This window comes from Demequina ureilytica, from assembly GCF_048553575.1.
Taxonomy (GTDB): Bacteria; Actinomycetota; Actinomycetes; order Actinomycetales; family Demequinaceae; genus Demequina.
In genome coordinates, this window is the sequence record NZ_JBLZIE010000001.1 from 1,286,855 (window position 1) to 1,312,173 (window position 25,319).

Here is a 25,319-nt window from a genome sequence, read left to right on the forward strand (position 1 = left end):
AGTTGTCGGAAGGCGGCGTGACGGGCCCGGCATCAGTCCGAGGTCAGCCCTTGACGGCGGCGTCCAGTTCCTCCACGAACGCGTCCGCCTCGACGAACATCTCGGCGTAGTGGCGGACCCACTCGACCTCGCCTTCCTGGTTGACCAGGGCGAAGCTGTGGCTGGGGCGATCGCCGTGCCCGTAGATCCCGATCATCCCGTAATCGGCTGACACCTGAGCGTCGGGGTCGATAAGGATGGGTTGGGTCACGCCGAACCGCTCCTCCTCGGCCGCCACCGGCTCGGGTGGGTCGACCATGATCGAGAGCATCTCGATGTCGCGCTCGGCGAGCACGTCGTCGAGTTCGGGGATCTGGGCAAAGCAGCCGTCGCAGCCGAGGCCCATCGAGAAGTAGAGCAGGGTGTCGCCGTCGGCGAGCGACTCGTCCAACGACACCTGCTCGCCCGCGGTCGTGGTGAGGGTGAAGTCCGGAGCCGCCGTGAGGGTGGTCTCGTCCTCCTCGGAGGTGATCGTGATCCCCACGAGGACGGCGATCACGGCCGGCACCGCGAGGAACGACGCCCACGTGATCATCGCGGTGCGGCGATCTTCCGCCCGCTTGTCCGCTGCGGTCTGCTTCTTGCTACTTGACTTCGGCTTCGTGCCCATGGCAGGACCCTTCGGTGGTGTGAGGTGACTCGTCTTCTTCGGTGGCCCGCGGTCGGCGGGCGGAGAGCCAGATGGCTCCCACGGCGATGAGGAGCAAGATCGCGCCGGCCGCCAGGTCGGGGATCCATGCGAGTCCGTCGAGGATGGGGGCGAGCACGCTCTCGATCTGCTGCGACATGCCCTCCGTCGCGGAGGTCGTCAGCGAGGCGCCGGTGACGGTGATCCACACCAGCACGATCGCCATGACGAAGAACATGATCGAGGCGGCGATGCCGGCGCGGGTGGTCCGGACGTTCAGCGGCCCGAGCTTGAGCGAGACCTGGCTGGTGCCGATGGCCTTCTGCGACGGGCGCAGACGGTCCCACGCCAGCGTCATGAGCACCAGCGGGAAGACCATGCCGAAGATGTAGGCCATTCCCACGCCGGCGCTGCCCAGCAGGCTGGGGGAGAGGGCGGAGAGCGTGAGGGCGCCCGCGAGCACGGGGGCGCAGCACGCGCTGGCCGCACCCGAGAACACCCCAAGCGCGAACACGCCCGCGGAGTCCGTCCGCGACACGTCGGGCGCGCCGCGGAGGAACGGCAGGGACCAGCTCGCGCCGGTGAGAGAGATCACGGCGAGGGCCAGGAGCAGCACCGCGCCAAGCGCGTACACGACTTCGTGGAAGCGCAGCAGGCTCTCGGTGAGCAGGCTGAGGCCGAGGGTGATCGGCAGCAGCACCGTCGCGAGGCCCGCGGTGAAGAGGAAGGTGAGCGGCACGAGCCGCCAACGGTTGTTGCGCACCGACGCCGCCAGGAACGCGGGGAACATGACCACGATGCAGCAGGGCGCAAAGAGTGCGACCGAGCCGGCGACGAAAGCCGCCAGCAGCGACCCGCCCAAGAAGAGGCCTTCCATGGCTACTTCACCTCCACGGTGTTGGCGAGGGCCGCCAGGTGTTTGGTGAGCTTGCGCTCAGAGATTCGTCCGTAGCCGAAGACCGTGCCGTCGACGATCAGCAGTGGCGGGAAGGGCATCCGATGCTTGACGACCAGCTCGCGGCCGTCGTCGGACATCATGTCGACCAGGCGCACGCGCATCGGGTACGTCCCGGAGAGCGTGTCGAGAATGGTCTGCGCGTCGGCGCAGAAGTGGCACGAGGCCGCAGTCACCAGGGTGATGTCGACGGGGGAGCTCATGTCAGATCCCTGCACCGAAGTAGAGCTGCGTGTCCGCAGTCGGGGCGGCGGAGATCTTCTGGGTGTCCGTGTGGCACGCGTGGGCCTTCGCCTTTGCCTTGCGGCCCGGTGCGGCGCCGAACACGGCGGCCATCAGTTCCTCGACGATGTCGTCCATGCGGCCACTGGCGACCGCCTCTGGCAAGCAGCTCTGAAGGTGGGCCTCGATGATGTCGCGCTTGACTCCCTCGAGCGAGCCCTGCACCGCGGAGAGCTGATGAAGCACGTCTATGCAGTATCGGTCGTCGTCGACCATGCGCACCACGGCGTCGAGGTGGCCGCGAGCGGTGCGCAGCCGGAACCCGGTCTTGCGCGTGTCGGCCTTCACTTGGTGTCCTTCAGTGCCTCGCGGCGCGCCTTGTAATCGTCAAGGCCGATCTCGCCGCGCGCCAATTGCATGTCGAGAACCGCCACCGGATCCTGCGGCTGGGCTGGGGGAGTGCTGCGGCGGGCGACGAAGTATCCGATCACCGCGATTGCGACCCACGTCAGAGCCAACAAGAACCACATGCCGCCGCCCATCGCGCCTCCGTACGGGAACCACATCATGGTCGATCGCCTCACTTCCCAATAGCGTTGTTGATTGACGCTAGGCCCACCCCAGGTGGGGTGCCCGGGACCTTTGTCCTCGCGGCCGATGCGGGGGTTGGGTGGGACCTATGCGCTCGCTGAGCAGAGCGCGGGGCGGGCCGGAACGACACCCAGCGACCTGCAGGAGACGCGGACTCTCGAGATGCGACGCTGAGCGCCCACTGCGACGCTAAGGCGGGGATGGGGAGGGAGGGGGCTTTGGTGTCTCGCTATGCGAGACGGTGAACCAGGATGTGAGATTCCTCACCGAAAAGGCGACAATCGCGCCCTCGTAGGCGTACAGTCGTGCCTATGCAGACGATTCTCGTAGTTACCGGGCGCGCGGACCGCTAGTCCAAGCCCAGGCATCGTCCGCGCGCATACCCCGACAGGCTCCCCAAGCCTGAGGGGTTTTTTCATGCGAGGCGGATGCGAGAACCGCCTCATCATTTCGACTCAACGGGAGAGAAGATGGCACAGGTCAAGGCACCCAAGCCTTCTGCGCTGATGAGCCCCGCGCCCGCCAGCGCGCGGCCCGCGGCCACAGCGGCCGCGGCAGCGTCAGCGGGAGAGCGGATGACGGGCGCGCAGGCGATTGTTCGTTCGCTCGAGGCCGCAGGCGTCACCGACATCTTCGGGCTGCCGGGCGGCACCATCCTCCCGACCTACGACCCGCTGATGGACTCGACGCAGCTTCGTCACATCCTGGTGCGCCACGAGCAGGGTGCCGGCCACGCCGCCGAGGGCTACGCCCACGCGACGGGCCGCCCCGGCGTGTGCATTGCGACGTCTGGCCCCGGCGCGACCAACCTTGTCACCCCCATCGCGGACGCGAACATGGACTCGATCCCGCTGGTCGCGATCACGGGCCAGGTCGCTGCGGCGAACATCGGCACGGACGCCTTCCAAGAGGCGGACATCGTGGGCATCACGCAGCCCATCACCAAGCACAACGTGCTGGTGACGGACGCGAACGACATCCCGCGCGCGATCGCGGAGGCGTTCTACATCGCGACCCACGGCCGCCCCGGCCCCGTGCTGGTGGACGTGGCGAAGTCCGCGCAGCAAGAGTCCATGACCTTCAACTGGCCCGAGCGCATCGAGCTGCCCGGCTTCAACGCCGGCGCGCGTCCGCACGCCAAGACCGTCCAGGAGGCGGCCCGACTGCTCGCCACGGCGCGCCGTCCCGTGCTGTACGTGGGCGGCGGCGTGATCCGCTCCGGCGCATCGGCCGGCCTGCGCCGCCTCACCGACCTGTCCGGGGCCGCAGCGGTCACCACGCTGATGGCCCGCGGCGCGCTGCCCGATTCGCACCCTCAGAACCTGGGCATGCCCGGTATGCACGGCACCGTGGCTGCGGTCGCGGCGCTGCAGAAGGCGGACCTGGTGGTGGCCCTCGGTGCCCGCTTCGACGACCGCGTGACCGGCAAGCTCGACAGCTTCGCACCGAACGCGACCATCGTCCACGCGGATATCGACCCGGCGGAGATCGGCAAGAACCGCGCCGTCGACGTGCCGATCGTGGGCGACCTCAAGGAGGTCTTCGCTGCGCTGGTGCCAGCACTCGAGGCCGAGCACGAGCGCCACGGCAAGCCCGACCTCGAGGCATGGTGGGCCCAGCTCGACGACTGGCGCACCACCTACTCGCTGGGCTACACGCCCACCGACGACGGCCATGGCTCTCCGCAGTACGTGATCCAGCGCCTGGGCGAGATCGCGGGATCGGACACGATCTTCACGTCCGGCGTGGGCCAGCACCAGATGTGGGCCAGCCAGTTCATCAAGTACGAGCGCCCCAACACCTGGATCAACTCCGGGGGCCTCGGCACCATGGGCTTCTCCGTGCCGGCCGCGATGGGCGCCAAGGTGGGCGAGCCGGACCGCACTGTGTGGGCGATCGACGGCGACGGCTGCTTCCAGATGACCAATCAGGAGCTAGTCACCTGCGCGATCAACAACATCCCCATCAAGGTTGCGATCATCAACAACTCGTCGCTGGGCATGGTGCGCCAGTGGCAGACGCTCTTCTATGACTCGCGGTACTCGAACACGGACCTGCACACCGGCCACGGCACCCGCCGCATCCCCGACTTCGTGAAGCTCGCGGAGGCCATGGGCTGCGTGGGGCTGCGCTGCGAGACCGATGCGGACGTGGACGCGACCATCAAGCGCGCCATGGAGATCAACGACCAGCCCGTCGTCGTGGACTTCACCGTGTCGCGTGACGCGATGGTGTGGCCGATGGTGGCCTCCGGCACGAGCAATGACGAGATTCAGTATGCCCGCGGCATCGCCCCCGAGTGGGACCGCGGCGAGGAGGAGTGACCTCATGACCAAGCACACGCTCTCGGTGCTCGTCGAGAACAAGCCAGGCGTGCTCGCGCGCGTCTCCGGACTGTTCTCCCGCCGCGCCTTCAACATCCACTCGCTCGCGGTGGGTCAGACCGAGCACGCGGGCATCTCGCGCATCACCGTCGTCGTCGACGTGGATGCGTTGCCGCTCGAGCAGGTCACCAAGCAGCTCAACAAACTGGTGCACGTGCTCAAGATCGTCGAACTCGACCGGGACAAGTCGGTCCAGCGCGACCTGCTGCTCATCAAGGTGCGCGCGGACGCCCGTCAGCGCGCGGACGTACTGCAGGTCGTGGACCTGTTCCGCGCCCACGTGGTCGATGTGTCCACGGACTCGCTCGTCATCGAGGCGGTCGGCTCGCCCGACAAGCTCGAGGCGCTGCTCGCCGCGCTCCAGCCGCACGACATCCGGGAGATCGTCCAGTCCGGCACCGTCGCCATCGGCCGCGGGCACAAGTCGATCACCGAGCGCGCCTTCGAACGCGTGAGCGCCTGAGCGGCTGAGCGGCTGAGCAACTGAGCAACTGAGCGAGAGCGCGCGACCCGGCCCGAGCATCGGCCGCCCGCAATTCCCGTCACTTTCATCGAATTCCGAACACTCTAAGGAGAGAACCCACCATGGCTGAAATGTTCTACGAGCAGGACGCGGACCTGTCGATCATCCAGGGCAAGAAGGTGGCCGTCGTCGGCTATGGCTCGCAGGGCCACGCTCACTCGCAGAACCTGCGCGACTCAGGCGTCGAGGTGCGCGTCGCGCTCCGCGAGGGGTCGCGCTCGACCGTGAAGGCCGAGAACGACGGCTTCACGGTGCTGTCGGTGGCCGAGGCCTCGCAGTGGGCGGACCTCATCATGATCCTCGCGCCGGACCAGCACCAGCGCACCATCTACAACGACGACATCAAGCCGCACCTCACCGAGGGCAAGGCGCTGGCGTTCGCGCACGGCTTCAACATCCGGTTCGGCTACATCGAGGTGCCCGAGGGCATCGACGTGCTGCTGATCGCCCCCAAGGCTCCCGGCCACACCGTGCGGCGCGAGTACGTCGCGGGCCGCGGCATCCCGGACATCGTCGCGGTCGAGGCCGACGCCACGGGCGGCGCCTGGGACCTCGCGCTGTCGTACGCGAAGGCCATCGGTGGCACCCGCGCCGGCGTCATCAAGACCACCTTCACCGAGGAGACTGAGACCGACCTGTTCGGCGAGCAGTCGGTGCTGTGCGGCGGCACCAGCCAGCTGGTCCAGTACGGCTTCGAGGTCCTGACCGAGGCCGGCTACCAGCCCGAGATCGCCTACTTCGAGGTGCTGCACGAGCTCAAGCTCATCGTGGACCTCATGCACGAGGGCGGCATCACCAAGCAGCGTTGGTCCGTGTCCGACACCGCCGAGTACGGCGACTACGTGTCCGGCCCCCGCGTGATCACCCCGGAGGTCAAGGAGAACATGAAGGCCGTGCTCGCAGACATCCAGTCCGGCGCGTTCGCCGAGCGGTTCATCGGCGACCAGGACAACGGCGGCAAGGAGTTCTCTGAGCTGCGCGCGAAGGGCGAGGGCCACCCCATCGAGGAGACCGGCCGCGAGCTGCGCAAGCTGTTCGCATGGAAGGACGATGTGGACGCCGACTACGTGGACGGCCAGACCGCTCGATGACCGCGCAGACTCAGCCACAGGCCTACCGCCTCGCGGTGGTCGCGGGCGATGGCATCGGACCGGAGGTCGTGGCGGAAGGGCTCAAGTGCCTGGACGCCGCGACCGAGGGGACCGGCATCTCGTTCGACACCACCAAGTTCAATCTGGGTGCTAAGCGCTGGCACGCCACCGGCGACACCCTCGCCGCGGACGACCTCGAAGCCATCAAGGAGCACGACGTCATCCTGCTCGGTGCCATCGGTGACCCTTCGGTGCCGTCCGGTGTGCTCGAGCGCGGCGTGCTGTTGCCGCTGCGGTTTGCGCTCGACCAGTACGTCAACCTGCGCCCCTCGCGGCTGTACCCGGGCGAGGTGTCGCCGCTGCGCGATGTCGAGGCCGTGGACTTCGTGGTGGTGCGCGAGGGCACCGAGGGTCCGTACGTGGGCAACGGCGGCGCGCTGCGCGTCGACACTCCTCACGAGATCGCGACCGAGGTGTCCATCAACACCCGCCACGGCGTGGAGCGCGTGGTCCGCTACGCCTTCGAGACGGCGTCCAAGCGCGACCGCAAGCGGCTCACGCTGGTGCACAAGCACAACGTGCTGGTGCACGCCGGTCACCTCTGGCTGCGCACGGTCGAGGCCGTCGCTCCCGAGTTCCCGGACGTCACGTGGGACTACCTGCACATCGACGCCGCGACCATCGTGATGACCACGAACCCCGGCAAGTTCGACGTGATCGTCACCGACAACCTGTTCGGCGACATCCTCACCGACCAGGCGGCGGCGATCTCGGGCGGCATCGGCCTCGCCGCGTCCGGAAACCTCAACCCGGACCGCACCTTCCCCTCGATGTTCGAGCCGGTGCACGGTTCCGCTCCGGACATCGCGGGCAAGGGCATCGCGGATCCGTCCGCGACGGTGCTCTCGGTGGCCCTGATGCTCGACTTCCTGGGCTACCCGGAGCTCGCTGAGCGCGTGGAGCACGCGGTGGCGGCCGATGCGGCGGCGAAGGACGGCTCTTCCCGCACCACGGTGCAGGTGGGCGACGCCCTCGCCGCGCGGATCCGCGGGTAGCACCATGCTGACGCGCGCTGGAGGGACATGGGTGCAGGATCCCGCGGGATTCTTGCACTCATGTCCCTCCAGAACGCACCACGAAGGGAAGCTGAGATGACTGACACCAGCTCACACGCAGTGCTGTCCAACTCAGCAGCCTTCGACGTGCGGCCCAGCGCCAACCCGCTGCCCGTCGCCGACCGCGACGCCGCGCTTGCGAATCTCAAGTTCGGCACCCAGTTCACGGACCACATGGCGCGCATGCAGTGGCGCCTCGACGAGGGCTGGGGCGACCGCCGCGTCGAGGCCTACGGGCCCCTTCAGCTCGACCCCGCCGCCGCGGTGCTGCACTACGCGCAGGAGATCTTCGAGGGCCTCAAGGCGTACAAGTGGGCCGACGGCAGCGTCCACCTGTTCCGCCCGGAGGCCAACGCGGAGCGGTTCAACCGGTCCGCGCACCGCCTCGCGCTGCCGCAGCTGCCGGTCGAGGACTTCATCGGCTCCATCGAGGCGCTCGTCGCGGTCGACGCCGCCTGGGTGCCTGGCGTCGAAGAGTCCAGCCTCTACCTGCGCCCCTACATGTTCGCCTCCGAGGCGTTCCTGGGCGTGCGGCCCGCACACATCATCGACTACCTGCTCATCGCCTCTCCCGTGGGCCCGTACTTCCCGGGCGGCGTCAAGCCGGTGTCCATCTGGGTCGCGCAGGGATTCCATCGCGCTGGCCCCGGGGGCACGGGCGACGCCAAGTGTGGCGGCAACTACGCCGCGTCGCTGCTCCCTCAGCAGCAGGCGGCCGAGCACGGCTGCCAGCAGGTGTTGTTCCTCGACGCCAAGGACGATCGCTACCTCGAGGAGCTCGGTGGCATGAACGTCTTCGTGGTGCGCCGCGACGGCACCATCGAGACGCCGCGCCTGACCGGCACCATCCTTGAGGGCATCACCCGCTCGAGTGTGATCCGCCAGCTCGAGGATGACGGCCGCAAGGTCATCGAGAAGGACATCACGCTGGATGAGGTGCGCGAAGGCGTCGAGAGCGGCGACATCGCTGAGCTCTTTGCGTGCGGCACCGCCGCCGTCGTGACCCCGGTGGGCCGGCTCGCGTCGCCGGGCTTCGACGTGCAGATCAACGGCGGCGAGGCAGGACCCGTCACAATGGGGATCCGCCAGCGCCTCACCGACATTCAGTACGGCCGCGACGAGGACACCTACGGCTGGATGCGCCGCGTCGCCTAAGGCTCCGCGAGCCCACTAACACCGGCCGATGCAGGGGCTGGGTTCCCAGGTGCACAGGCACTCATACTTGCCTCAACCATGAAGCATTCGCACGAGAGGACTCGCATGCCCCGCAAGACCATCGTCATCACCGGAGGTAGTGATGGCATAGGAGCGGCGGCCGCACGCAGGCTGGCAGCGGACGGCCACGAGGTCGTCATCGTCGGGCGCAACCCCGAGAAGACGGCCGCGGTCGCGTCCGAGCTCGGCATCATCCATCGCGTTGCGGATTTCGCGGACCTGTCGCAGGTTCGCGATCTCGCCGCGACCCTGCTCGAGTCCTACCCCGAGATCCACGTCCTCGCGAACAACGCCGGCGGCATCATGGGGCACCGCGAACTGACCGTCGACGGCCACGAGAAGACGCACCAGGTCAATCACCTCGCGCCGTTCGTGCTCACTATGGATCTGATGCCGGCCCTCGAAGCCGGGAACGCCACCGTAATCCAGACCTCGAGCGCAGCGGCGCTGAGGTTCGCCGAGTTCGACATCGATGATCTGCAAGGCGAGCAGGGCTACGCGCCCCAGAAGGCCTACGGCAACGGCAAGCTTGCCAACATCCTGTTCACCGAAGAGTTGCAGCGCCGGTACGGCGACCGCGGCATCTCCGCGGTGTCGTTCCACCCTGGTCTGGTCGCCACCGGCTTCGCGCACGACACCACCCATTTCATGCGCTGGTTTTATCACGGGCCCTTCAAGCGCCTGTTCACCATCAGCGCGGACGAGGGCGCCGGTCAGTTGGTGTGGCTGGCGACGGGCGAGCCGGGCCTCGACTTTGAGCCGGGGCGCTACTACGAGTCCTACAAGGTCGCGACGAAGGTTGCGCCGGAGCTCGGCGACGCCGAGTTGGCCCGCAAGCTGTGGGAGCGTTCCGCAAGCCTCGTGTGAGGCCTGGTGCGTGCCGAGAACATGGCACGCTAGCCCCATGAACAGGGCTGGCGGCGCGACCGTATTCTTGGCGGAGCTCGGCATGTACGTCGGGTTCGCGTGGTGGGGGCTGGCCGCTTACCAGGGCGCGATGTCGTGGATCGTCGGCATCGGCCTGCCTGTCGCCATCATGGCCATCTGGGCGGTGTTCCTGTCCCCGCGCGCGCCCATGCCGCCGCCCGAGCCCGCGCAACTCGCCGTGCGCATTGGCCTGCTTCTCCTTGGCGCTGCGGCCTTATGGGCCGTAGGGATGCCGATTCTCGCGATCGCGCAGGCGGTGCTCGCGATCGTCGGCACCGCGCTGTCCTTGCGCGGCCGTCGTGCCGACCGACCATAGCGCGGCCGCGCTCGCAACCCGCGCATCGGGCGCGCATGATGGAAGGTGACGCACCCGATTCGAGGAGGTACGCATGGCCATCAAGGACCTCAGGCTGACCAGTCCCGACATCGCCAGCAACGAGCGGATCGACGATCGCTTCACTGGCCAGGAGGGCGCCGAGACCCCGCGCCTGCACGTCGCGGGCGTGCCGTCCGAGGCTGTCGAGCTCGCTGTCGTCTGCCACGATCCGGACGCACCGATGCCGGGGGGCTTCACGCACTGGACGTTGTACGGGCTGCCCCCACGGGATGGCGACATCGACCCTGACTCCGGCAGGGCGGGCCCCAATGACGACGGGGGTACCGGCTACGTGGGCCCGTTCCCACCCGCCGGTCACGGCGAGCACCGCTACTACTTCTGGATCTACGCGCTGAAGACGCCGGTCGCCGGCGCTCCGGCGCGCGAAGACTTCCTGCGCGAGTACCGCGGCGAGGTGGTCGAGCAGGCGCGCCTGGTGGGCACGTACTCCGTCGATTAGCAGCGGCCGATGCCCGGGCGGGCCTTAAGGGACAATGTCACCATGACCTCTCGAGCAGCGGCGAGCAGACAGCCCAGCGAACAGCGCTACCGCGAGGCCGAGGCGGCCATGTGGGCGCACCACGGCATGGAGCCCACGGAACGGTGGGCGGAGGCGCCCGAACTGGGCATCCGCGTGCATGCGAACGAGTCTGGTGAGGGAATGTCGGCGATCTTCATTCATGGCACGCCCACCGCGGGCGGGGTGTTCGTGCCGCTCGTGGGTCAGTTGACCGGCGTGCGCGCGATCGTCGTCGACCGCCCCGGCTGCGCGCTCAGCGAGCCCCTGGACTACTCGGGCATGACCCCCGACCGTGCGCGCGAGGTCATTGAGATCTGGATGTCGCGGCTCGTGGAGACGGTGTCCGACGAGCCGGTCGATCTTGTGGCGAGTTCGGCGGGAGCGTTCGTGGCGCTGGTGCTCGCGGCGCGCCGGCCGGAACTGGTGCGCACGGTCGCACTGCTCGGCGCGCCCGCCGTGGAGGGTATGAACCTGCCGGTGTGGATGCGGCTGGCGACGTTCGGGCCCATCGCGAACGCTGTCGCTCGCCACGACGTCAACGAGGGCGACCTGCGCCGGTCGTTCCGGTCCATGGGCCACGGCGACCTGGTGGCGCAGGGCGGCATCTCCCAGGCGGACCTCGAGTGGCGCTACGCGCTGTCCCGCGACACCGACACCTACGCGCATGACATGCAGATGATGCGTCAGGCCGCGACCTGGCGCGGTCCGCGCCCAGGCTGGGTGGCGACCACTTCCGAGATCGAGTCGCTCACGATGCCGTCGCTGTGGGTGGCGGGCGACAACGACCCGTTCGCCACGCCGGACCGGATCCGCGAGTGGTCCTCGCACGCCGCCGACTCGACGTATGTGGTCATGGAGGGCTCGGGCCACCAGCCGTGGATCGACCGGCCGGCCGCGCACGCGCGTGTGCTCGAGGACTGGTGGGCGAGCATCGGCGCCCGTGCCGCGTGAACGCCCGCGCGCAGTCGCTGAGGAGCCCCAATGAACTTGCTTGACGTGTGGGACGCGGTCTGGGCGGACGCGACTGCGCAGGTGGTTGCGTCGACGCCTGGCGCGCTGTGGCCGCTGGCCGCGGTGTTCGTGTGCCTGGTGATTCCTCAGGCGTGGCACCTGGTCCGCCACGTCGTGACGATTGCTCACGAGGCGGGTCACGCGAGCATCGCGACGCTGCTGGGCCGGCAGGTGCGGGGGATTCGTCTGCACTCGGACACCTCAGGGCTCACCACGCACTCGGGTTCCACCAAGCGGCTGCCGCTCGCGCTCACCGCCTTCGCCGGCTACCCGGCGCCGGCGGTGCTGGGCGTGGGGGCCGCGGCGCTGCTGGGAGCGGGGTACGCGTTCGGGCTGCTGTGGCTGCTGCTGGTGGTGCTGGTCCTGGTGCTCGTGCAGATCCGCAACGTGTACGGCTTCCTGGTGATGGTGGTGGCGATTGGCGGCTTCGGGTGGCTGGCGTGGTCCGCACCGGATCCGTGGCGCGTGGGCGTCGCCTATGCGGTCACGTGGCTGCTGCTGCTCGGCGCGGTGCGCGCCGTGGTGGAGCTGCACGGATCGCGGCGCTCCGGCGGCGGCCGCACCTCGGACGCCGATGCGCTGGCTCGCTCCACGCGCGTGCCGGGCCTGGTCTGGGTGGGCGTTTTCTGGCTGGTCACCGTCGCGTGCGCGGTGGGCGGCGCGTGGCTGATGCTCGGCGACGTGGTCACGGACTGAGTGGGCGGGGCCTGAGCGCCATAGCAGTTCATCCGTAGCGAAACTCGGGACCCTTCCGCTAGGTAACCTACGCAACCGTAACTTACGATAAGAGCATGACTACGGAAATGTCGACGCCAACGCTGGTTGCGCGTGACGAGATCACGCACCTGACCGCCATGCTCGCCGCGCGAGCCCACGCTGCGCCCCGTTCTGTTTTCGCCGAGGTCAAGGCCACGGAGGACACCTGGCGCCAGATCACGTTGTCCGAGTACCACTCGCGCGTGCGCGCGGTCGCGAAGGGCCTGATCGCCCGCGGCGTCAAGGCCGGAGACCGCGTGGGCATCATGGGCGACACGCGCTACGAGTGGTCGGTGATGGACTTCGCGATCATGGCCGCGGGTGCCGTGAGCGTCCCGATCTACCCGTCCTCGTCCGCCGCGCAGGTGGAATGGATGGTGGCCGATGCGGGGGTCAAGCTGGTCGGCGTCGACACCACGGAGCGGGCCGAGCTGGTGTCCGAGGCCTCCGTCGCCATGGTCATGCTTGACGACGACGGCCTGGACGAGCTCGCCGCCGCGGGGGAGTCGATCTCGGACGCCGACCTCGATGCGCGCACTGCGGACCTGGTGGGCGACGACATCGCCACGATCATCTATACGTCCGGCACCACGGGCCGCCCCAAGGGCGCCATGCTGTCGCACGCCAACTTCGTCGAGCAGGTGCTGAACATCGAGCGCGACCCGGGATACGGCGGTTTCGTCAAGGGCGACGACGCCCGGCTGCTGCTGTTCCTGCCGCTGGCCCACGTGTTCGGCCGCATCGCCATGATTCTGGCGCTGTCCGCCGGCACGGTCATCGGCTTCGCGCCCAGCCACAAGACCCTCGCGGCGGACCTGGGCAGCTTCAAGCCCACCTTCCTCGTGCTCGTGCCCCGGGTGCTCGAGACCGTCTACAACAGGGCCGATGCTGCGCAGTCGGGTGTCAAGAAGCGCATCTTCCGCTGGTCCGCCAAGGTCACTCGCCAGTACTCTCAGGCGCAGCAGACCGGAACCCCGGGGCCGGCGCTGAAGGCCAAGTACGCCGTCGCGGACAAGCTGGTGCTGTCGACGGTTCGCGCCAAGCTGGGCGGCAACCTCAAGTACGCACTCGCGGGCGGCGCCCGTCTGAACGAGGACGTGGGCCACTTCTTCCAGGGACTCGGCGTGACGGTGCTCCAGGGCTACGGCCTCACGGAGACCACCGCGGCGGCGATGGGCACTCCCGAGGACGCCAACATCGTGGGCACCGTGGGCCGCCCCATCGCGGGCAACGAGATGAAGCTGGCCGAGGACGGCGAGATTCTGCTGCGCGGCGCGAGCCTGTTCCAGGGCTACTGGAACGCGCCCGAGGCCACGGCCGAGGTCATGCGCGACGGCTGGTTCGCCTCCGGCGACATGGGCGAGATGGTCGACGGCGCGCTGAACATTGTGGGCCGCAAGAAGGAGATTCTGGTGTTGTCCTCGGGCAAGAACGTGCAGCCCGCGGTGCTGGAGAACTCGATGCGCTCTCACCCCGCGATTCAGGACTCGGTGGTGGTGGGCGAGGGCAAGCACTTCGTGTCCGCGCTCGTGGCGCTGGACGAGGCGATGCTGCCCGCGTGGCTGAAGTCGCACGAGCTGCCCGACATGACGGTCGAGGAGGCGGCGAACGACTCCCGAGTGCGCGACCTGATTTCGCGGGCCATCGCGCTCGCGAACGCCCAGGTGTCGCGCGCCGAGTCCATTCGGGAATTCCGGATCCTGCCCAGCTCGTTCTCCGAGGCGCGGGAGGAGCTCACCGCCTCGCTCAAGACGCGGCGCGCCGTCATCATGGCGCACTACGCGAAGGTCGTCGACGAGATCTACTCGAAGGCGATGCCGCCCTCGCGCGGCTGAGGCGCGCACAGCGCGCACTCGGCGCTTGCTAGCGGCCGATGCGCGGGTCAGGTCACGTCGTAGGTGAGCTGAATCTGTCCAGTCTCCAATTGACTGGTCGCGACCAGCGACAGCGGGCGCGGCAGGATCGGGGCGTCCCACAGGGGAGTGCCGCGACCGATCGCGACGGGCGCGATGCGCAGGCGTAACTGGTCCACTCGGCCGGCCTCCAGCAGGGCCGAGGCGAGCTGCAGGCTTCCCCACAGGATGATGTCGCGCTCGTACTTGTCCTTGAGGCGGTCAGCGATCTCGGCAGGCCCGCCGGTCTCGACGGTCGCGGGTGCGTGGTGGCCCCAGGGCGCCTCGCTGAGCGTGGAGGAGAGCACGTGCTTGGGGAGGCGGTTGATGGGCTCCGCGAGTGGATCGTTGCGGGCCACATGCAACGGCCAGTAGCCGATGAACATCCTGTACGTGGTGGCACCGAGGAGGATGGCGTCCGTCTCCTCGAGTTCACCGAGCGCGAGGTCGACCATCGGTCCAGGCTCCGAGACCGATCCGTCGACCCAGTCCAATTCGCCGTTCGGCCCCGCCGCGAACCCGTCGGCGGTGACGTGCTGCTCCACGATGATGCGTCCCATGGAGCCAGGTTAGGACGGTCGGCCACGCAGCGCACCAGATCCAGTAGGTGAACAGACAGGCTCCCAATGGAGCAAATCGTCAATACACCCATGATCCCCATCAGCAGATCGACAAGTTACTGCTGTGGTTGCATGCGGGCACCACCGCCAACGGCTTTCGACCGTGCCGTCCCCACGATGTCGTAGCGCGACGATAGTGTCTGAGACATGGAATTTGAAGAGAAGCTCGAAGCACTTGCGACCAAGGTAAGGGATCAGAAAGGCGCGATTCAGACTGAGGAGGCGACGAAGAACGCGTTCATCATGCCGTTCATTCAGGCGATCCTCGGCTACGACGTGTTCAACCCGCTTGAGGTCGTGCCCGAGTTCACGGCCGACGTTGGACTGAAGAAGAATGAAAAAGTCGACTATGCGATTATGCGTGAGGGCGAGGTGCAGATTCTCGTCGAGTGCAAGCGCTCTTCCGGTGGGCTAAAGATCGAGCACGCGTCGCAACTGTTCCGATATTTCGCGGTCACGAACGCAAGGATCGCAGTGCTGACGAACGGCCAGGTGTACAACTTCTACACCGACCTTGACAACGCGAATCGCATGGACGAGAGGCCGTTCCTGGTACTCGACTTGCTCGATATCGACCCGACGCTCATTCCCGAACTCAAGAAGCTCTCCAAAGAAGTGTTCGACATCGACTCCGTCGTGAATGCCGCCGAGGAGCTGAAATACGTCGGTGCCCTCAAGCGCGCGATTACCGCTGAGTTCAAGTCGCCAAGCGAGAAGTTGGTCCGACACTATGCGGGCGAGGTCTATGAGGGTCGCTTCACCCAGGCCGCACTCGAGAAGTTCACTGCTTTGCACTCGAAGGCTCAGCGCCAGTTCATCAACGAGCAGGTCAACGCCCGGCTCAAGACTGCTCTCGGTACGCCCGAGTTGACACTCAAGTCATCGGACGGTGATTCAACTGATGCTGTGTCGAGCGAGTCTGCGGTCGAGGAGGATCTTGACCGCGACACTGGCGTCGAGACCACGCTCGAGGAACTCGAGGGATACCACATCGTCAAGGCCATCGCCTGTTCCGAGGTCAAGCCCAATCGGGTCTCGCAACGCGACGCCAAGTCCTACTTCGCGATCCTGCTGGACGACAATAACCGCAAGCCCATCGCGCGCCTGTGGTTCAACTCGAAGCAGAAGTACCTCGGATTGCTCGACGCCAGCAAGGACGAGACGCGATTGCCCATCGACAATGTCGATGACATCTACCTTCACGCGGACGCAATACGCGAGACGGTGCGCAGGTACCTAGAGGACTGACTCGGCCGCCCGAGGGAGAAGCTCGTCGATAAGCCCTTGGCGCCGGGCATTCGTCACCTGCCGTCGGCCCCTAGCGTTCGCGCGCACGAGCGCGGTCTGGTGCCGCTCGCTACTGTGACAATATGAAGAAGCGCAAGTCGATCCCCCGTGCGGTGCAACGTCAGGTGAAGGTAGAGGCTGGTCACAGGTGTGCGGTTCCAACGTGTCGCGCCACCTCGGGCCTCGAAATCCACCACATCCGCGAGCACGCGAGGGGCGGTCCGGACGAGTTTCAGAACCTGATCCTGTTGTGCGCTGTCTGCCACGCGCGAGTCACGCGGGGCGAGATTGACCGGACGTCGGTAAAGGCCTACAAGGCGAATCTCGCACTGCTGAACAGTCGCTACGGCGACCTAGAGCGACGTGTTCTGTCGCGGTTTACTGCGGATCCAGAACTGGAAACGGTGGTCGTCGACGTGGCGCAGAAGTTAGCTTTGGACTACCTGATCGATGACGGAATCCTCGAGTATCGAGGCAGCGCCGACGGCGCGGTGTTCTTCCAAGTGGCTGGCGGTCCAGGTCCAGATGAGGCGACCACGAATCTCGAATCACACTTTGGCCCGGCAAAGTGGGGCCTGACCGAAGAGGGGCAGCAATTCGTTGAGCAGTTGCGCGGCGCGCAGACAGTCGAGTAATGGAGCAACTCGTCAATGCCCCCATAGGCCGAGCCGTTCGCGACTTATCCGCTCTCGCGGCCGGGCAACGCAGAGCCGCTGAGAAATGACTCGTAAGCATCGCGTGCGTCGTCATCAACTGCGGTCTTCGCGGGCCCGTAGCGCGTATCAGTACGGTCGCGCTTAGGGCCTGAGAGCCAGTACTCCTCGTCGGTCTCGATGTCGAAGATATTCGCATCCAGACCGCCTGTCCAGCGGCGCAGCGTCCTACCGCGATATCGCGCAGTCTTGAAAGATCGGTTGAAGTCGACCCAGCCGATCCATGATGGGCCGTGATCCAGCGCGTAGCCCGTCTTCAGCTGAATGAACATGATGCGGCGTGGAATGCGCAAAGTATGCACCTGGAGACGTTGCCGGAGCCATGACGCGCCTCACGCAACTCGCAAGAGTGCCCACGGCTCAACACCGCCGCCGAAGGGAGCAACTCGCGAAACCACCCGCACTAGGGTGGTCGTGTGATCAGTGTGGACCCCGCCGACTCTGTACGAATTGCCGAGACGGACCTTCGGAGACTCGTTCGATCTGTTCTCGAGCAAGAGCTTGGGCCCAATTGGCTCGCCAAGTCCGGACTCTCGGAACAGCGGCTCGAGCGCATCCCCGAACGCATGTCCGAGGAAGCCAAGCGCCGCAAGAGCGTAGTGACGTCCATTGACCCCCTCGACTTTCTCGAAGTGACCGACCTTGCAACGATCATCAGCAAGCACTGGGCCGAATTCAAGCCCATACTTGGCGACAAGAAGCACATAGACACCTACATGTCACGGCTCGCTTCGTTTCGCAATCCCTCGGCACATTCGCGGCCGCTCATGGCACACGAGAAGATGCTGCTCGCAGGTATCGCGGGCGAGATCAGGAATCTAGTGACAATCCATAGAAGTTCCCAAGACGTTACGGGCGACTACTACCCCGTGATTGAGTCCGTTCACGACAATTTCGGCCACGCTACAGGCCCGACCGGGCTCGAAAACATGCACATCGTGCCGACAAACAAGTGGCTTCAAGTCGGCGATGTGCTGCGTTGGGAGTGCGCCGGACGCGACCCGCAGGGCCGCGAGCTCACATGGCGGGTTGCGCATCACGGCCGTCGTCCGATACAGGCCATTGGTGAAACGGCGTCGCTCGAGTGGACGGTCAGCGAGGAAGACGTCGGAGACCGTTTCCAGCCGGACATCACCTTGACGGCTGAAAGTAAGTATCACCGGCACACCGGGTACGACGACAGGGTCTATTTTGTCTACGGGGTCGTGCCGCCAAGCCCTTGAGCTGTTCTAGCCAGATAACTCGGGACGGCCGCGGGACGCGTGCACCGGGTGAAGGGGCAACGCCAACGGAGCGTCAGTGGGCACTGCGGCGCGGACTACCTGGCGTCGAACTCCGCGTAACGCGCGGCGAGCCGGTCCTTGTTGGGGCGATCATTGCGTCGGACGGGCAGGTGGATCTGAAGATCGTGCATCTCCTGCAGCCCATGCTTGAGCATCGGCCCGTCGACCTCAGCTAAGAGCTCGGCATTGATCTTGATCGTGTAGTCCGGAGTGACGCCCAGGAAGTTGCGGTCATAGGCGGCGTGATGAATTTTGCACATCGCCATGCCGTTAGTGACATCTGCTGTCTTGTCGTCGAGGTGGTCGGCGGCGATGTGAGCAGCGTCGAGCAACTCCGCATGTTTGAAGTGGCACACCGTGCACTGGGTGGCGTAGGCGGTAAGGACTCGGGCGCGGAACTTCGGCTGGTGGAGGCGCTGACGCACCATCGAGTCCCGGTACGCCTTTTCCACGGGGGAGTCCGCGGACGGGTCTCCGAGCGGCGCAATCGCCTCGATCGCCATATCGAAGCGCAAGTCTGCTGGCCGGTCGCCGATCAATAGAACGGGTGCGTAAGGGATATAGATACCGTCATGGATCTTCTCGAGGTAGAGGATTGGCAGGCCAAGTTCGTAGGCCCGCCGAAGCTTGATGTTCGTGCGACCGGGCGTGGTGCCTTCATACGCGTAGTCCCAGACGCCCTCGGTGGGAGACCCATCCGCATACGGACCGGTGGGCGAAGAGACCACGGAGATGGTCGCGTCCAGCACCTTGGGGTTGTTGATGCCTTGCATAGGGGCGATGAGCTTGATCGGCGTCCCTTGGTAAGCGAATGCCTCAAGTTCCGCCCGCGAGATGACTCCACCGTGAGTCTGTGCGACGTCGGACACGTACTGGAACGCGGCCTGCCTCAGCTCAGGTCCGTCCGTGATCATGACCGCAGCTTGGCAGGTCGCTCTCTCGGGGGCAAGGATCGCCGTCGGCTCTCTCACGAGGAATGGCCAGGCCCGGCACGACGTTCTTCGCACCATGACAACCATTGGAATCATCGGCTCCGGGAACATCGGCTCCAACGTTGCCCGCGCTGCCGTCGAGCATGAGTACGAGGTGCTGATCGCGAACTCGCGTGGGCCTGAGACCCTCCAGGACCTGGTGCGCGACCTTGGCAAGAGCGCGTCCGCCGCCACTGTGGAAGAGGTGATCCGCAAGAGCGACATGGTGCTGGTGGCCATCCCGCTCAAGGCGATCGACGATCTGCCCGTGGAGCCGTTCGAGGACAAGGTCGTGATGGATGCCAACAACTACTACCCGGAGCGCGACGGGCGCATCGAGGCGCTCGACCACAACGAGTCCACCACCTCCGAGCTGTTGCAGGCACGCCTGCCCTACAGCCACGTGGTGAAGGCGTTCAACAACATTTACGCCAAGCAGATCCCCACCGACGGGCTGCCCAAGGGTGATCAGAACCGCCGCGCCCTGCCCATCGCGGGAGACGTCCCTCACGCGAAGGCGGCCGTCGCGGGGTTCCTCGACGACCTGGGCTTCGACGTGCTCGACCTCGGCCACCTCAGCGGGAGCTGGCGCGTGGAGCGCGACACTCCCGCCTACGGCAAGCGCGCCACGCTCGAGGAGCTCAAAGAGCTCACCCGCGACGTCGAGCGCGTTCAGCAGGTCTGACACCCACGCACCACCCCCACACGGCAGCTTCTATCGAAGTGCGCCATCACTCACGGAGGTAGACATGAAGGCGATTCACAACGGCACCGTTCTGGCCGAGGCAAGCAAAGATGACCTGGTCAAGATCGAGGGCAACTGGTACTTCCCGCCGTCGAGCCTGACCGAGAACGTCACACCCACCAGCCCCACGCAGTACCACTGCCCCTGGAAGGGCGACGCGCAGTACTACAACGCCACGACTGACGGCGGCGACAAGGCCGATGCGGCCTGGTCGTACAACGACCTGCTGCCGGGGGCGGCGGACCGGGTGGGCAAGGACTTCTCCGGATACGTCGCGTTCGACCGCTCGATCGAGATTACGGAGTAGCAGGCCCCGCCGGCCGCAAGGCCTGAGAACGACGGCTCCCGCGCAGCGGCGAGCCGTCGTTCTGCGTCTAGGGGGAGTCCGAAGAGTCGGGCCCATCGAGCGCGACGTCGTACGTCTCGCGGTTGCTGAGGATGACCTGCTTATGGGCGTCGACCCACGTCGCGAGTGCGAGCACAGGTTCGCTGAGGGAGAGCCCTAGCTCGGTGGCGCGGTACTCCACCCGCGGTGGAATCTCCGCGTAGATCTTTCGGTGGACCAGCCCGTCGCGCTCGAGCGACCGCAGGGTGCGCGTGAGCATCCTGCGCGAGATCCCGGGGATTGAATCGAGCAGCTCGGTGAAACGCAGCGCCCTCACCTCGAGCAGCCCGACGATGATGAGCGTCCACTTGTCCGCCAGGCGATCGAGCACCGAGCGGAAGATGGCCGGATCGTCTTCGGTGCAGATCGATAGCATCTGGCCCTTGTCGATGTCACTCGCCACGTGGTCCTCCCGGTTTCATGGGTGTTACTCAGTCACGTTGAAGTGACCGGTTACTGCGTGTTACACCGGTCACTATGAGTAACTTAAACGATACAGACAACGGGACCGCGCCCGTGCGCAAGGAGCTGCGGATCTCCGACCCCGCTCCCGGCGCTCTCCACTTTGGCATCGGGACCTTCGCCTTCCAGCCGCCCCCGCAGGGGGGCGAGCAGGTCTCGGGACAGCAGGTGCTGCGCGACGTCGTCGAGGAGGCGGTGGCGGCCGAGCGCGCCGGGCTCGACTCGTTCGGCATCGCGGAGCACTACCGCCCCGGAATGATGGACAGCGCAGCCCCGGTCATCCTGGGGACCATCGCCGGACGCACCTCGACGCTCAAGCTCGGCACGGCGGTCACGGTCCTCAGCACGCAGGACCCCGTCCGCGTCTACAACGAGTTCGCCACTCTCGATGCCGTCTCCGGCGGCCGCGCGCAGATGATCGTCGGCAGGGGATCCGCGATCGACTCCTTCCCGCTGTTCGGCTTCAATCTGGAGGACTACGAAGAGCTCTTTGAGGAGAAGCTCGACCTGTTGATGCGTTTGCTGCGGGAGCAGCCGGTGACGTGGTCAGGGCGGTTCCGTCCGGCTCTCGAGGACCAGGTCCTGGAACCGCCGGTCGCACCGGGCTCGCTTCCCGTGTGGGTGGGCGTGGGCGGCAGCCCGCAGTCCGCCATTCGGGCCGCGCGGTTCGGCCTGCCGCTCATGTTCGGCATCATCGGCGGGACGATCGATCGGTTTGCGCAGTTGGCCGACCTCTACCGCCGGGCTCTCGCAAGCTTTGAACAGGTGGAACAGCCCGTGGGACTCCACATCCACGGCTTGATCGCCGACAGCGATGATGAGGCCCGCGAGAAGTTCTGGCCGGTGTGGTCGGACATGATCAATGGCGAAGGTTCTCGACGCGGCTGGTCCATACAGCGCGAACGCTTCGATGCGGAGGTCGACGCGGGCACCTTGGTGGTCGGCTCGGCTGAGACCGTCGCGCAGCGCGTCGCCGATGTGATGAGGCGCTCAGGCGCTTCCCGGTTCGACTTCGTCGCCGCCGCGAGCCGCATGCCGCACGCGGACAAGGTCGAGGCCATCGAGCGGTTCGGCCTGGACGTGGTGCCTCGCGTCCGGGAGCTGCTGGCGGCACCGGACGGTCAAGGCGACCAGACGCGCTGAGGTAGTCCGGAGGCTCGTCAGCGCGTCTGCGCGGCGAGCCACCGGGCCAACTCCGTAGAGAGCTCTCCGGTCGCGTCGAGTTGGATGAGGTGCCCCGCGTCCTCGACGAGTGCGAGGGTCGCACCAGGGATGGAGTCGCGCAGCCGGTGCGCGCGGTCCACCGGGATCCACGCATCTTCGGTGCCCCACACGATGTGCGTGGGCTCGTGGAGCGTTCGATATAGGGGTTCGACCTCATCCGTGAAGTGCTCGTCCGCCTGCGCGATCTGGCGATAGAAAGCGGACTTCCCCTCCGGTCCCCCCCACGGTTCGACCAGCATGGCGAGGTCCTCGTCGCGCAGCCCGCGGTGGCTCGCGCCACGGATGTAGGCCTCGACGGCGGCGCGATGGATCGCCGGGGGCAGTTGGGCGAACACGTCCGCGTGCTCCTTCACCAACGTGAAGAACGGCGAGCCCCACGGCGACAGCGCCACCACGTCCACCAGGCACAGCGACGCGTATCGCGCCCCATGGAGGAGCCGCGCGCGCAGCGCTACGGCACCTCCGAAGTCGTGGGCGACCACGTGGGGCCGCTCGAGTCCCCACTCGTCGAGCAGGTGCGCGAACAGCTCGCCCTGCACCCCGAGGTCGACCGCGTGATCGGGATCCTTCGACGATGCTCCGTAGCCGGCCATGTCCCACAGGTACACCGTGTACTGGGCCGAGAGGGACTCGGCGATCGGTCGCCACAGCGCCGAGGACCACGGCGTCCCGTGTAGGAGCACCACCGGCGGCCCCTCGCCGAGCCGATCCCAGGCGACGGTGCGACCGCGCCATTGCACGGTGCGTGTCAGCGGGGATAGGGAGGGCACAGTTCGATCCTGCCAGCAGCCGAGGGTGCCGGTCACGCGCGAGTTGGCCCCGATCTCCCCGGCGATCTCCGTGACGAGCGAGAGCCGGCGTTGCCCGTTTCATGCGAATTCTCCGGTCACACGCGCCGTCACACGCACGCGTTCCACCATGACTGTGTCACCACAGAAAGGGACACCATCATGGAACTCAAGACCATCCTCGACCGGCTCGCCGACGTGATCATGGCGCGTGGCACCGCCGCCGTGCGCGACGAGCTCGGCGTGCTCGCCCGCAGCGCAGAGGCCGACCACCCGGGCGCCGCGGCGGCACTCACCGACTGGCAAGGCGCGGAGATCGCGCGGGAGCGGGCGTTCGCGATTCTCCGCAGGGAGGCCGCGTATGCCGATGCGGTACAGCGTCACGAACTCGCGTCGAGCCTCCTCGCGCTCCGCGGAGTAGCGTTGGCGGCATGAGCCCGCTTCGCGGGTGAGGGGAGGCCCGGCCCCATGCTCACAGTCCGACTGTTGGGACGCCCGCGGCTCGAACGCGACGGCGTGCCCATCGCGGGCCCGCGCGGCCACAAGTCGTGGGCGTTGCTGGCGCGACTGGTCCGCACCCCCCACCCGGTGTCGCGCCAGAGCCTCGTCGACGAGCTGTTCAGCCAGGCGGACGATCCGATGGGCGCGCTGCGGTGGAGCCTCGCTGAGCTCAGGCGGCGGCTCGGCGCACCTGAGGCGTTCCACGGCAACCCCCTCACCGGAGAACTGGGACCGGGAATCGAGGTCGATGTCACGGTTGCGGCGCACGGCCGCTTCGCGGGACCACCGCCCGAGGGACGGTTTCTCGAGGGAGTCGAGGTGCGAGACAGCGCGTCGTTCGAGACCTGGCTGCTGGTCGAGCGCGAGCGTGTGGACGCCGAGCTGTGCGGCGGCATTCGCGAGTCCATCATTCGCGCCCTCGCCGAAGGCGACACCGTGCGCGGCATCGACCTCGCCCGCGCACTGGTGGCGCGTGACCCCTTGGACGAGGGCCCGCACGTGCTGCTGATCTCCGCCCTGTCCGCAGCAGGCAGCCACGCCGCGGCCTCGCAGCAGGCGGAGCTCGCTACCGCCATGCTGCGGCGCGAGCTCGGAGTGGCGCCCAGCGCCGCGTTGCGCGACGCCGCCCGGCCGCCTCCGAAGCCGCTGCCGGAGGGCGTATCGCCGCGCGCGACCTCGGTGGCGCTGCGCACCTCGGGCCTCGCGGCGCTGTCCGCAGGCGTGGCGGTCACGGGAATCGACCGTCTGCGCGGCGCGGCCGCGGCGGCGGAGGAGGCGGACGATCCGCGGGTGCTCGCCGAGTGCCTGCTCGAGCTGGGAACGGCGCTGGTGCACGCCGTGCATTGTCATGACGACGAGGGCGCGGTGGTGCTGGCGAGCGCCGTCGCCGTGGCGATGGAGGCGGGGCACGATGCGGTCGCCTCGCGTGCGCTCGCGGAGCTCGGCTACGTGGACGTGCTGTCGGGACGGCGCGTCACGGCGGGGATGCATCTGGAGTGGGCACGGGAGATCGCCGGCGGCGATCGGGCGCTCCTGGCGACGGTCGCATCGATCGAGGCGACGGACTTGCACGACCGCGGGATGCTGGCCGAGGCGGCGGAGGGCTTTCGCGCGGCGATCGACCATGCGCGGGCGGCGGGAAGGGTGCGTCGCGAGTGCTGGTCGCTGGGAGTGGGCGCGCGCACGCTGTATGGGCTCGGTGACCTCGCAGGTGCGCAGGAGTGGCTCGATCAGTCTCTGGCGATCGTCGACGCCGAGCATTGGAACGCCTTCCGGCCGTGTGCCGAGTCCTGGAGAGCGCACGTGAGGCTCGCGCTCGGATCCGACCCGCAGCAGGTGCGTGACGAGCTCGAGGCGACGTTCGCGATGGCGTGCGAGCTCAGCGACGCGTGCTGGCAAGGGCTCGCCGCCAAGGCGATCGCCCTCGCCTGCGACGCAGCGCTTGACCGTGCGGGCGCGGAGCAGTGGCTTGTCACGGCGGCGCGAGCGTGTGCCCGCGAGACCGATGCGCATGTGTGGGTACGCGCGGACGTGGCGCTCACGCACGCTCGGATGGCGATGGCCCGGGGCGACCGCGCAAAGGCGCTGCAGCAGGTCGAGGAGCTCTACCAACTGTCGGCGCGGTGCGGAATGGACGGCATGCTCAGCGCTGCCACCGCACTGCTCGACGAGCTCACGCCAGGCCGTGCTGCCGCGAATCCTGCCCCCGATACAGTCCGGCAATAGTTCTGTCGACGACGTGCGCGCCGAGTACCGAGAGCACATCCCGGTCCTGGTGCTTGAGCGGGCCGCGCGTGGCGATGTCCGCGAAGCCGTGCACCGCCGACCAGCACGGCCACTCCGCATGCTCGCGCTCCGCGGGGGAGAGAGCTCCGGCCTCGACCATGCCGTCCAGCGCGTTCAGCAGCAGCTGGAACGGCGCCGGCACCTGTTCGGCTACGGTCACGCCGGGCTCGTCGCCCACGTTCGGGTCGAAGGTGAGCAGCGCGAGCTCGAACCATCCCGGCTCGGCGATGGCGAAGTGGATGTAGCCCAGGCCCACGCCGCGCAGGCGGGCGACTGCGCGCGCACCTGCCCGGGGATCGGCCGATGCGCC

Annotated in this window: 29 protein-coding genes and 1 pseudogene; 19 read left to right on the forward strand and 11 right to left on the reverse strand. The window is 67.3% G+C overall.

The genetic code is table 11. The annotated features are described in order from the left end of the window. Window positions 1-43 precede the first annotated feature (43 nt). Genes ACNI3K_RS05870 through ACNI3K_RS05890 form a run of 5 tightly spaced genes read right to left on the reverse strand, consistent with a single transcriptional unit; the run spans window position 44 to window position 2,413 of the window. Entirely contained in the window at window positions 44-649 is a 606-nt protein-coding gene (locus tag ACNI3K_RS05870; protein WP_419390908.1) for a peroxiredoxin family protein, read from the reverse strand. Continuing rightward, entirely contained in the window at window positions 624-1,544 is a 921-nt protein-coding gene (locus ACNI3K_RS05875) for a cytochrome c biogenesis CcdA family protein (protein WP_419390909.1), read from the reverse strand. The genes ACNI3K_RS05870 and ACNI3K_RS05875 overlap by 26 nt, the downstream gene beginning before the upstream one ends. A gap of 2 nt (window positions 1,545-1,546) precedes the next feature. Then, window positions 1,547-1,825 (reverse strand): glutaredoxin, encoded by a 279-nt coding sequence (locus ACNI3K_RS05880; RefSeq protein WP_419390910.1) that lies wholly within the window; start codon window positions 1,823-1,825, stop codon window positions 1,547-1,549. A gap of 1 nt (window position 1,826) precedes the next feature. After that, window positions 1,827-2,192, reverse strand: a complete 366-nt coding sequence (locus ACNI3K_RS05885; protein ID WP_419390911.1) for a metal-sensitive transcriptional regulator — start codon at window positions 2,190-2,192, stop codon at window positions 1,827-1,829. Next, entirely contained in the window at window positions 2,189-2,413 is a 225-nt protein-coding gene (locus ACNI3K_RS05890) for a hypothetical protein (RefSeq protein WP_419390912.1), read from the reverse strand. Before ACNI3K_RS05890 ends, ACNI3K_RS05885 begins: the two co-directional genes overlap by 4 nt. Window positions 2,414-2,905: 492 nt before the next feature. On the opposite strand from ACNI3K_RS05890, the gene ACNI3K_RS05895 reads away from it, so the two are divergent. The 11 genes and pseudogenes from ACNI3K_RS05895 to ACNI3K_RS05945 all read left to right on the forward strand — a co-directional run bounded on the left by ACNI3K_RS05895 (window position 2,906) and on the right by ACNI3K_RS05945 (window position 14,188). Beyond that, complete coding sequence (locus ACNI3K_RS05895) at window positions 2,906-4,759, forward strand: acetolactate synthase large subunit (RefSeq protein WP_419390913.1); 1,854 nt, start codon at window positions 2,906-2,908, stop codon at window positions 4,757-4,759. A gap of 4 nt (window positions 4,760-4,763) precedes the next feature. Then, the gene (gene ilvN / locus ACNI3K_RS05900) at window positions 4,764-5,282 is read left to right on the forward strand and encodes an acetolactate synthase small subunit (protein WP_419390914.1); all 519 of its coding nucleotides are present in this window, start codon (window positions 4,764-4,766) and stop codon (window positions 5,280-5,282) included. An 89-nt stretch (window positions 5,283-5,371) separates the two neighbouring features. Next, window positions 5,372-6,433 (forward strand): annotated as a pseudogene (gene ilvC / locus ACNI3K_RS05905) (ketol-acid reductoisomerase); the annotation flags it as partial. Continuing rightward, a complete protein-coding gene (locus ACNI3K_RS05910; RefSeq protein WP_419390915.1) occupies window positions 6,430-7,488 on the forward strand; it encodes a 3-isopropylmalate dehydrogenase in 1,059 nt (352 codons plus the stop codon). The pseudogene ilvC and the gene ACNI3K_RS05910, both read left to right, overlap by 4 nt. A gap of 96 nt (window positions 7,489-7,584) precedes the next feature. Continuing rightward, a complete protein-coding gene (locus ACNI3K_RS05915) occupies window positions 7,585-8,703 on the forward strand; it encodes a branched-chain amino acid aminotransferase (RefSeq protein WP_419390916.1) in 1,119 nt (372 codons plus the stop codon). A gap of 105 nt (window positions 8,704-8,808) precedes the next feature. After that, window positions 8,809-9,630, forward strand: a complete 822-nt coding sequence (locus ACNI3K_RS05920) for an SDR family NAD(P)-dependent oxidoreductase (protein WP_419390917.1) — start codon at window positions 8,809-8,811, stop codon at window positions 9,628-9,630. A gap of 37 nt (window positions 9,631-9,667) precedes the next feature. Continuing rightward, complete coding sequence (locus ACNI3K_RS05925; protein ID WP_419390918.1) at window positions 9,668-10,006, forward strand: DUF2568 domain-containing protein; 339 nt, start codon at window positions 9,668-9,670, stop codon at window positions 10,004-10,006. 73 nt (window positions 10,007-10,079) lie between these two features. After that, the gene (locus tag ACNI3K_RS05930; protein ID WP_419390919.1) at window positions 10,080-10,526 is read left to right on the forward strand and encodes a YbhB/YbcL family Raf kinase inhibitor-like protein; all 447 of its coding nucleotides are present in this window, start codon (window positions 10,080-10,082) and stop codon (window positions 10,524-10,526) included. 42 nt (window positions 10,527-10,568) lie between these two features. Next, window positions 10,569-11,537 carry an alpha/beta fold hydrolase gene (locus ACNI3K_RS05935; protein ID WP_419390920.1) on the forward strand — a complete coding sequence of 323 codons (969 nt, stop codon included), beginning with the start codon at window positions 10,569-10,571 and terminating at the stop codon, window positions 11,535-11,537. Window positions 11,538-11,567: 30 nt separating this feature from the next. After that, on the forward strand, window positions 11,568-12,293 hold the full coding sequence (locus ACNI3K_RS05940) for a M50 family metallopeptidase (RefSeq protein ID WP_419390921.1): 726 nt from the start codon (window positions 11,568-11,570) through the stop codon (window positions 12,291-12,293). Between the two features lie 95 nt (window positions 12,294-12,388). Further along, entirely contained in the window at window positions 12,389-14,188 is a 1,800-nt protein-coding gene (locus ACNI3K_RS05945) for an AMP-dependent synthetase/ligase (protein ID WP_419390922.1), read from the forward strand. Window positions 14,189-14,235: 47 nt separating this feature from the next. Here the strand turns inward: ACNI3K_RS05945 and ACNI3K_RS05950 are convergent, their stop codons facing one another. Further along, window positions 14,236-14,805, reverse strand: a complete 570-nt coding sequence (locus ACNI3K_RS05950) for a dihydrofolate reductase family protein (RefSeq protein ID WP_419390923.1) — start codon at window positions 14,803-14,805, stop codon at window positions 14,236-14,238. A 207-nt stretch (window positions 14,806-15,012) separates the two neighbouring features. On the opposite strand from ACNI3K_RS05950, the gene ACNI3K_RS05955 reads away from it, so the two are divergent. Next, entirely contained in the window at window positions 15,013-16,113 is a 1,101-nt protein-coding gene (locus tag ACNI3K_RS05955; RefSeq protein WP_419390924.1) for a type I restriction endonuclease, read from the forward strand. 122 nt (window positions 16,114-16,235) lie between these two features. Then, a complete protein-coding gene (locus ACNI3K_RS05960; protein WP_419390925.1) occupies window positions 16,236-16,787 on the forward strand; it encodes an HNH endonuclease in 552 nt (183 codons plus the stop codon). Window positions 16,788-16,831: 44 nt separating this feature from the next. On the opposite strand, the gene ACNI3K_RS05965 is transcribed toward ACNI3K_RS05960, so the two are convergent. Continuing rightward, window positions 16,832-17,137, reverse strand: coding sequence for a hypothetical protein (locus ACNI3K_RS05965; RefSeq protein WP_419390926.1), 306 nt, complete (start codon window positions 17,135-17,137; stop codon window positions 16,832-16,834). Between the two features lie 144 nt (window positions 17,138-17,281). Here ACNI3K_RS05965 and ACNI3K_RS05970 point away from each other — a divergent pair, with 144 nt between their 5' ends. Continuing rightward, on the forward strand, window positions 17,282-18,088 hold the full coding sequence (locus ACNI3K_RS05970; RefSeq protein WP_419390927.1) for a Swt1 family HEPN domain-containing protein: 807 nt from the start codon (window positions 17,282-17,284) through the stop codon (window positions 18,086-18,088). Window positions 18,089-18,183: 95 nt separating this feature from the next. On the opposite strand, the gene ACNI3K_RS05975 is transcribed toward ACNI3K_RS05970, so the two are convergent. Further along, window positions 18,184-19,062: an HNH endonuclease gene (locus ACNI3K_RS05975; protein ID WP_419390928.1), complete on the reverse strand. Its 879-nt coding sequence runs from the start codon at window positions 19,060-19,062 to the stop codon at window positions 18,184-18,186. Between the two features lie 94 nt (window positions 19,063-19,156). Here ACNI3K_RS05975 and ACNI3K_RS05980 point away from each other — a divergent pair, with 94 nt between their 5' ends. Together ACNI3K_RS05980 and ACNI3K_RS05985 are read left to right on the forward strand one after the other, a co-directional pair. Beyond that, window positions 19,157-19,804 (forward strand): NADPH-dependent F420 reductase, encoded by a 648-nt coding sequence (locus tag ACNI3K_RS05980; RefSeq protein WP_419390929.1) that lies wholly within the window; start codon window positions 19,157-19,159, stop codon window positions 19,802-19,804. A 64-nt stretch (window positions 19,805-19,868) separates the two neighbouring features. After that, the gene (locus tag ACNI3K_RS05985) at window positions 19,869-20,171 is read left to right on the forward strand and encodes a DUF427 domain-containing protein (protein WP_419390930.1); all 303 of its coding nucleotides are present in this window, start codon (window positions 19,869-19,871) and stop codon (window positions 20,169-20,171) included. Between the two features lie 67 nt (window positions 20,172-20,238). Here the strand turns inward: ACNI3K_RS05985 and ACNI3K_RS05990 are convergent, their stop codons facing one another. Next, a complete protein-coding gene (locus ACNI3K_RS05990) occupies window positions 20,239-20,652 on the reverse strand; it encodes a winged helix-turn-helix transcriptional regulator (RefSeq protein WP_419390931.1) in 414 nt (137 codons plus the stop codon). Between the two features lie 74 nt (window positions 20,653-20,726). Here ACNI3K_RS05990 and ACNI3K_RS05995 point away from each other — a divergent pair, with 74 nt between their 5' ends. Continuing rightward, window positions 20,727-21,854, forward strand: coding sequence for an LLM class flavin-dependent oxidoreductase (locus ACNI3K_RS05995; protein WP_419390932.1), 1,128 nt, complete (start codon window positions 20,727-20,729; stop codon window positions 21,852-21,854). A 17-nt stretch (window positions 21,855-21,871) separates the two neighbouring features. Here the strand turns inward: ACNI3K_RS05995 and ACNI3K_RS06000 are convergent, their stop codons facing one another. Beyond that, window positions 21,872-22,705 (reverse strand): alpha/beta fold hydrolase, encoded by an 834-nt coding sequence (locus ACNI3K_RS06000; RefSeq protein WP_419390933.1) that lies wholly within the window; start codon window positions 22,703-22,705, stop codon window positions 21,872-21,874. A gap of 180 nt (window positions 22,706-22,885) precedes the next feature. Here ACNI3K_RS06000 and ACNI3K_RS06005 point away from each other — a divergent pair, with 180 nt between their 5' ends. Both ACNI3K_RS06005 and ACNI3K_RS06010 read left to right on the forward strand, forming a co-directional pair. Next, a complete protein-coding gene (locus ACNI3K_RS06005; protein ID WP_419390934.1) occupies window positions 22,886-23,158 on the forward strand; it encodes a hypothetical protein in 273 nt (90 codons plus the stop codon). 33 nt (window positions 23,159-23,191) lie between these two features. Further along, window positions 23,192-24,949 (forward strand): AfsR/SARP family transcriptional regulator, encoded by a 1,758-nt coding sequence (locus ACNI3K_RS06010; RefSeq protein WP_419390935.1) that lies wholly within the window; start codon window positions 23,192-23,194, stop codon window positions 24,947-24,949. On the opposite strand, the gene ACNI3K_RS06015 is transcribed toward ACNI3K_RS06010, so the two are convergent. Next, a partial coding sequence (locus ACNI3K_RS06015) for a TetR-like C-terminal domain-containing protein (RefSeq protein WP_419390936.1) occupies window positions 24,897-25,319 on the reverse strand: 423 nt, incomplete at its 5' end. The two genes, ACNI3K_RS06010 and ACNI3K_RS06015, sit on opposite strands and share 53 nt — an antisense overlap.

Coding starts and splice junctions, on each gene's coding strand:
- ACNI3K_RS05870 (WP_419390908.1), bottom strand. CDS start 649: ATGGGCACGAAGCCGAAGTCAAGTAGCAAGAAGCAGACCGCAGCGGAC.
- ACNI3K_RS05875 (WP_419390909.1), bottom strand. CDS start 1,544: ATGGAAGGCCTCTTCTTGGGCGGGTCGCTGCTGGCGGCTTTCGTCGCC.
- ACNI3K_RS05880 (WP_419390910.1), bottom strand. CDS start 1,825: ATGAGCTCCCCCGTCGACATCACCCTGGTGACTGCGGCCTCGTGCCAC.
- ACNI3K_RS05890 (WP_419390912.1), bottom strand. CDS start 2,413: ATGATGTGGTTCCCGTACGGAGGCGCGATGGGCGGCGGCATGTGGTTC.
- ACNI3K_RS05895 (WP_419390913.1), top strand. CDS start 2,906: ATGGCACAGGTCAAGGCACCCAAGCCTTCTGCGCTGATGAGCCCCGCG.
- ilvN (WP_419390914.1), top strand. CDS start 4,764: ATGACCAAGCACACGCTCTCGGTGCTCGTCGAGAACAAGCCAGGCGTG.
- ACNI3K_RS05910 (WP_419390915.1), top strand. CDS start 6,430: ATGACCGCGCAGACTCAGCCACAGGCCTACCGCCTCGCGGTGGTCGCG.
- ACNI3K_RS05915 (WP_419390916.1), top strand. CDS start 7,585: ATGACTGACACCAGCTCACACGCAGTGCTGTCCAACTCAGCAGCCTTC.
- ACNI3K_RS05920 (WP_419390917.1), top strand. CDS start 8,809: ATGCCCCGCAAGACCATCGTCATCACCGGAGGTAGTGATGGCATAGGA.
- ACNI3K_RS05925 (WP_419390918.1), top strand. CDS start 9,668: ATGAACAGGGCTGGCGGCGCGACCGTATTCTTGGCGGAGCTCGGCATG.
- ACNI3K_RS05930 (WP_419390919.1), top strand. CDS start 10,080: ATGGCCATCAAGGACCTCAGGCTGACCAGTCCCGACATCGCCAGCAAC.
- ACNI3K_RS05935 (WP_419390920.1), top strand. CDS start 10,569: ATGACCTCTCGAGCAGCGGCGAGCAGACAGCCCAGCGAACAGCGCTAC.
- ACNI3K_RS05940 (WP_419390921.1), top strand. CDS start 11,568: ATGAACTTGCTTGACGTGTGGGACGCGGTCTGGGCGGACGCGACTGCG.
- ACNI3K_RS05945 (WP_419390922.1), top strand. CDS start 12,389: ATGACTACGGAAATGTCGACGCCAACGCTGGTTGCGCGTGACGAGATC.
- ACNI3K_RS05950 (WP_419390923.1), bottom strand. CDS start 14,805: ATGGGACGCATCATCGTGGAGCAGCACGTCACCGCCGACGGGTTCGCG.
- ACNI3K_RS05955 (WP_419390924.1), top strand. CDS start 15,013: ATGGAATTTGAAGAGAAGCTCGAAGCACTTGCGACCAAGGTAAGGGAT.
- ACNI3K_RS05960 (WP_419390925.1), top strand. CDS start 16,236: ATGAAGAAGCGCAAGTCGATCCCCCGTGCGGTGCAACGTCAGGTGAAG.
- ACNI3K_RS05965 (WP_419390926.1), bottom strand. CDS start 17,137: ATGTTCATTCAGCTGAAGACGGGCTACGCGCTGGATCACGGCCCATCA.
- ACNI3K_RS05975 (WP_419390928.1), bottom strand. CDS start 19,062: ATGATCACGGACGGACCTGAGCTGAGGCAGGCCGCGTTCCAGTACGTG.
- ACNI3K_RS05980 (WP_419390929.1), top strand. CDS start 19,157: ATGACAACCATTGGAATCATCGGCTCCGGGAACATCGGCTCCAACGTT.
- ACNI3K_RS05985 (WP_419390930.1), top strand. CDS start 19,869: ATGAAGGCGATTCACAACGGCACCGTTCTGGCCGAGGCAAGCAAAGAT.
- ACNI3K_RS05995 (WP_419390932.1), top strand. CDS start 20,727: ATGAGTAACTTAAACGATACAGACAACGGGACCGCGCCCGTGCGCAAG.
- ACNI3K_RS06005 (WP_419390934.1), top strand. CDS start 22,886: ATGGAACTCAAGACCATCCTCGACCGGCTCGCCGACGTGATCATGGCG.
- ACNI3K_RS06010 (WP_419390935.1), top strand. CDS start 23,192: ATGCTCACAGTCCGACTGTTGGGACGCCCGCGGCTCGAACGCGACGGC.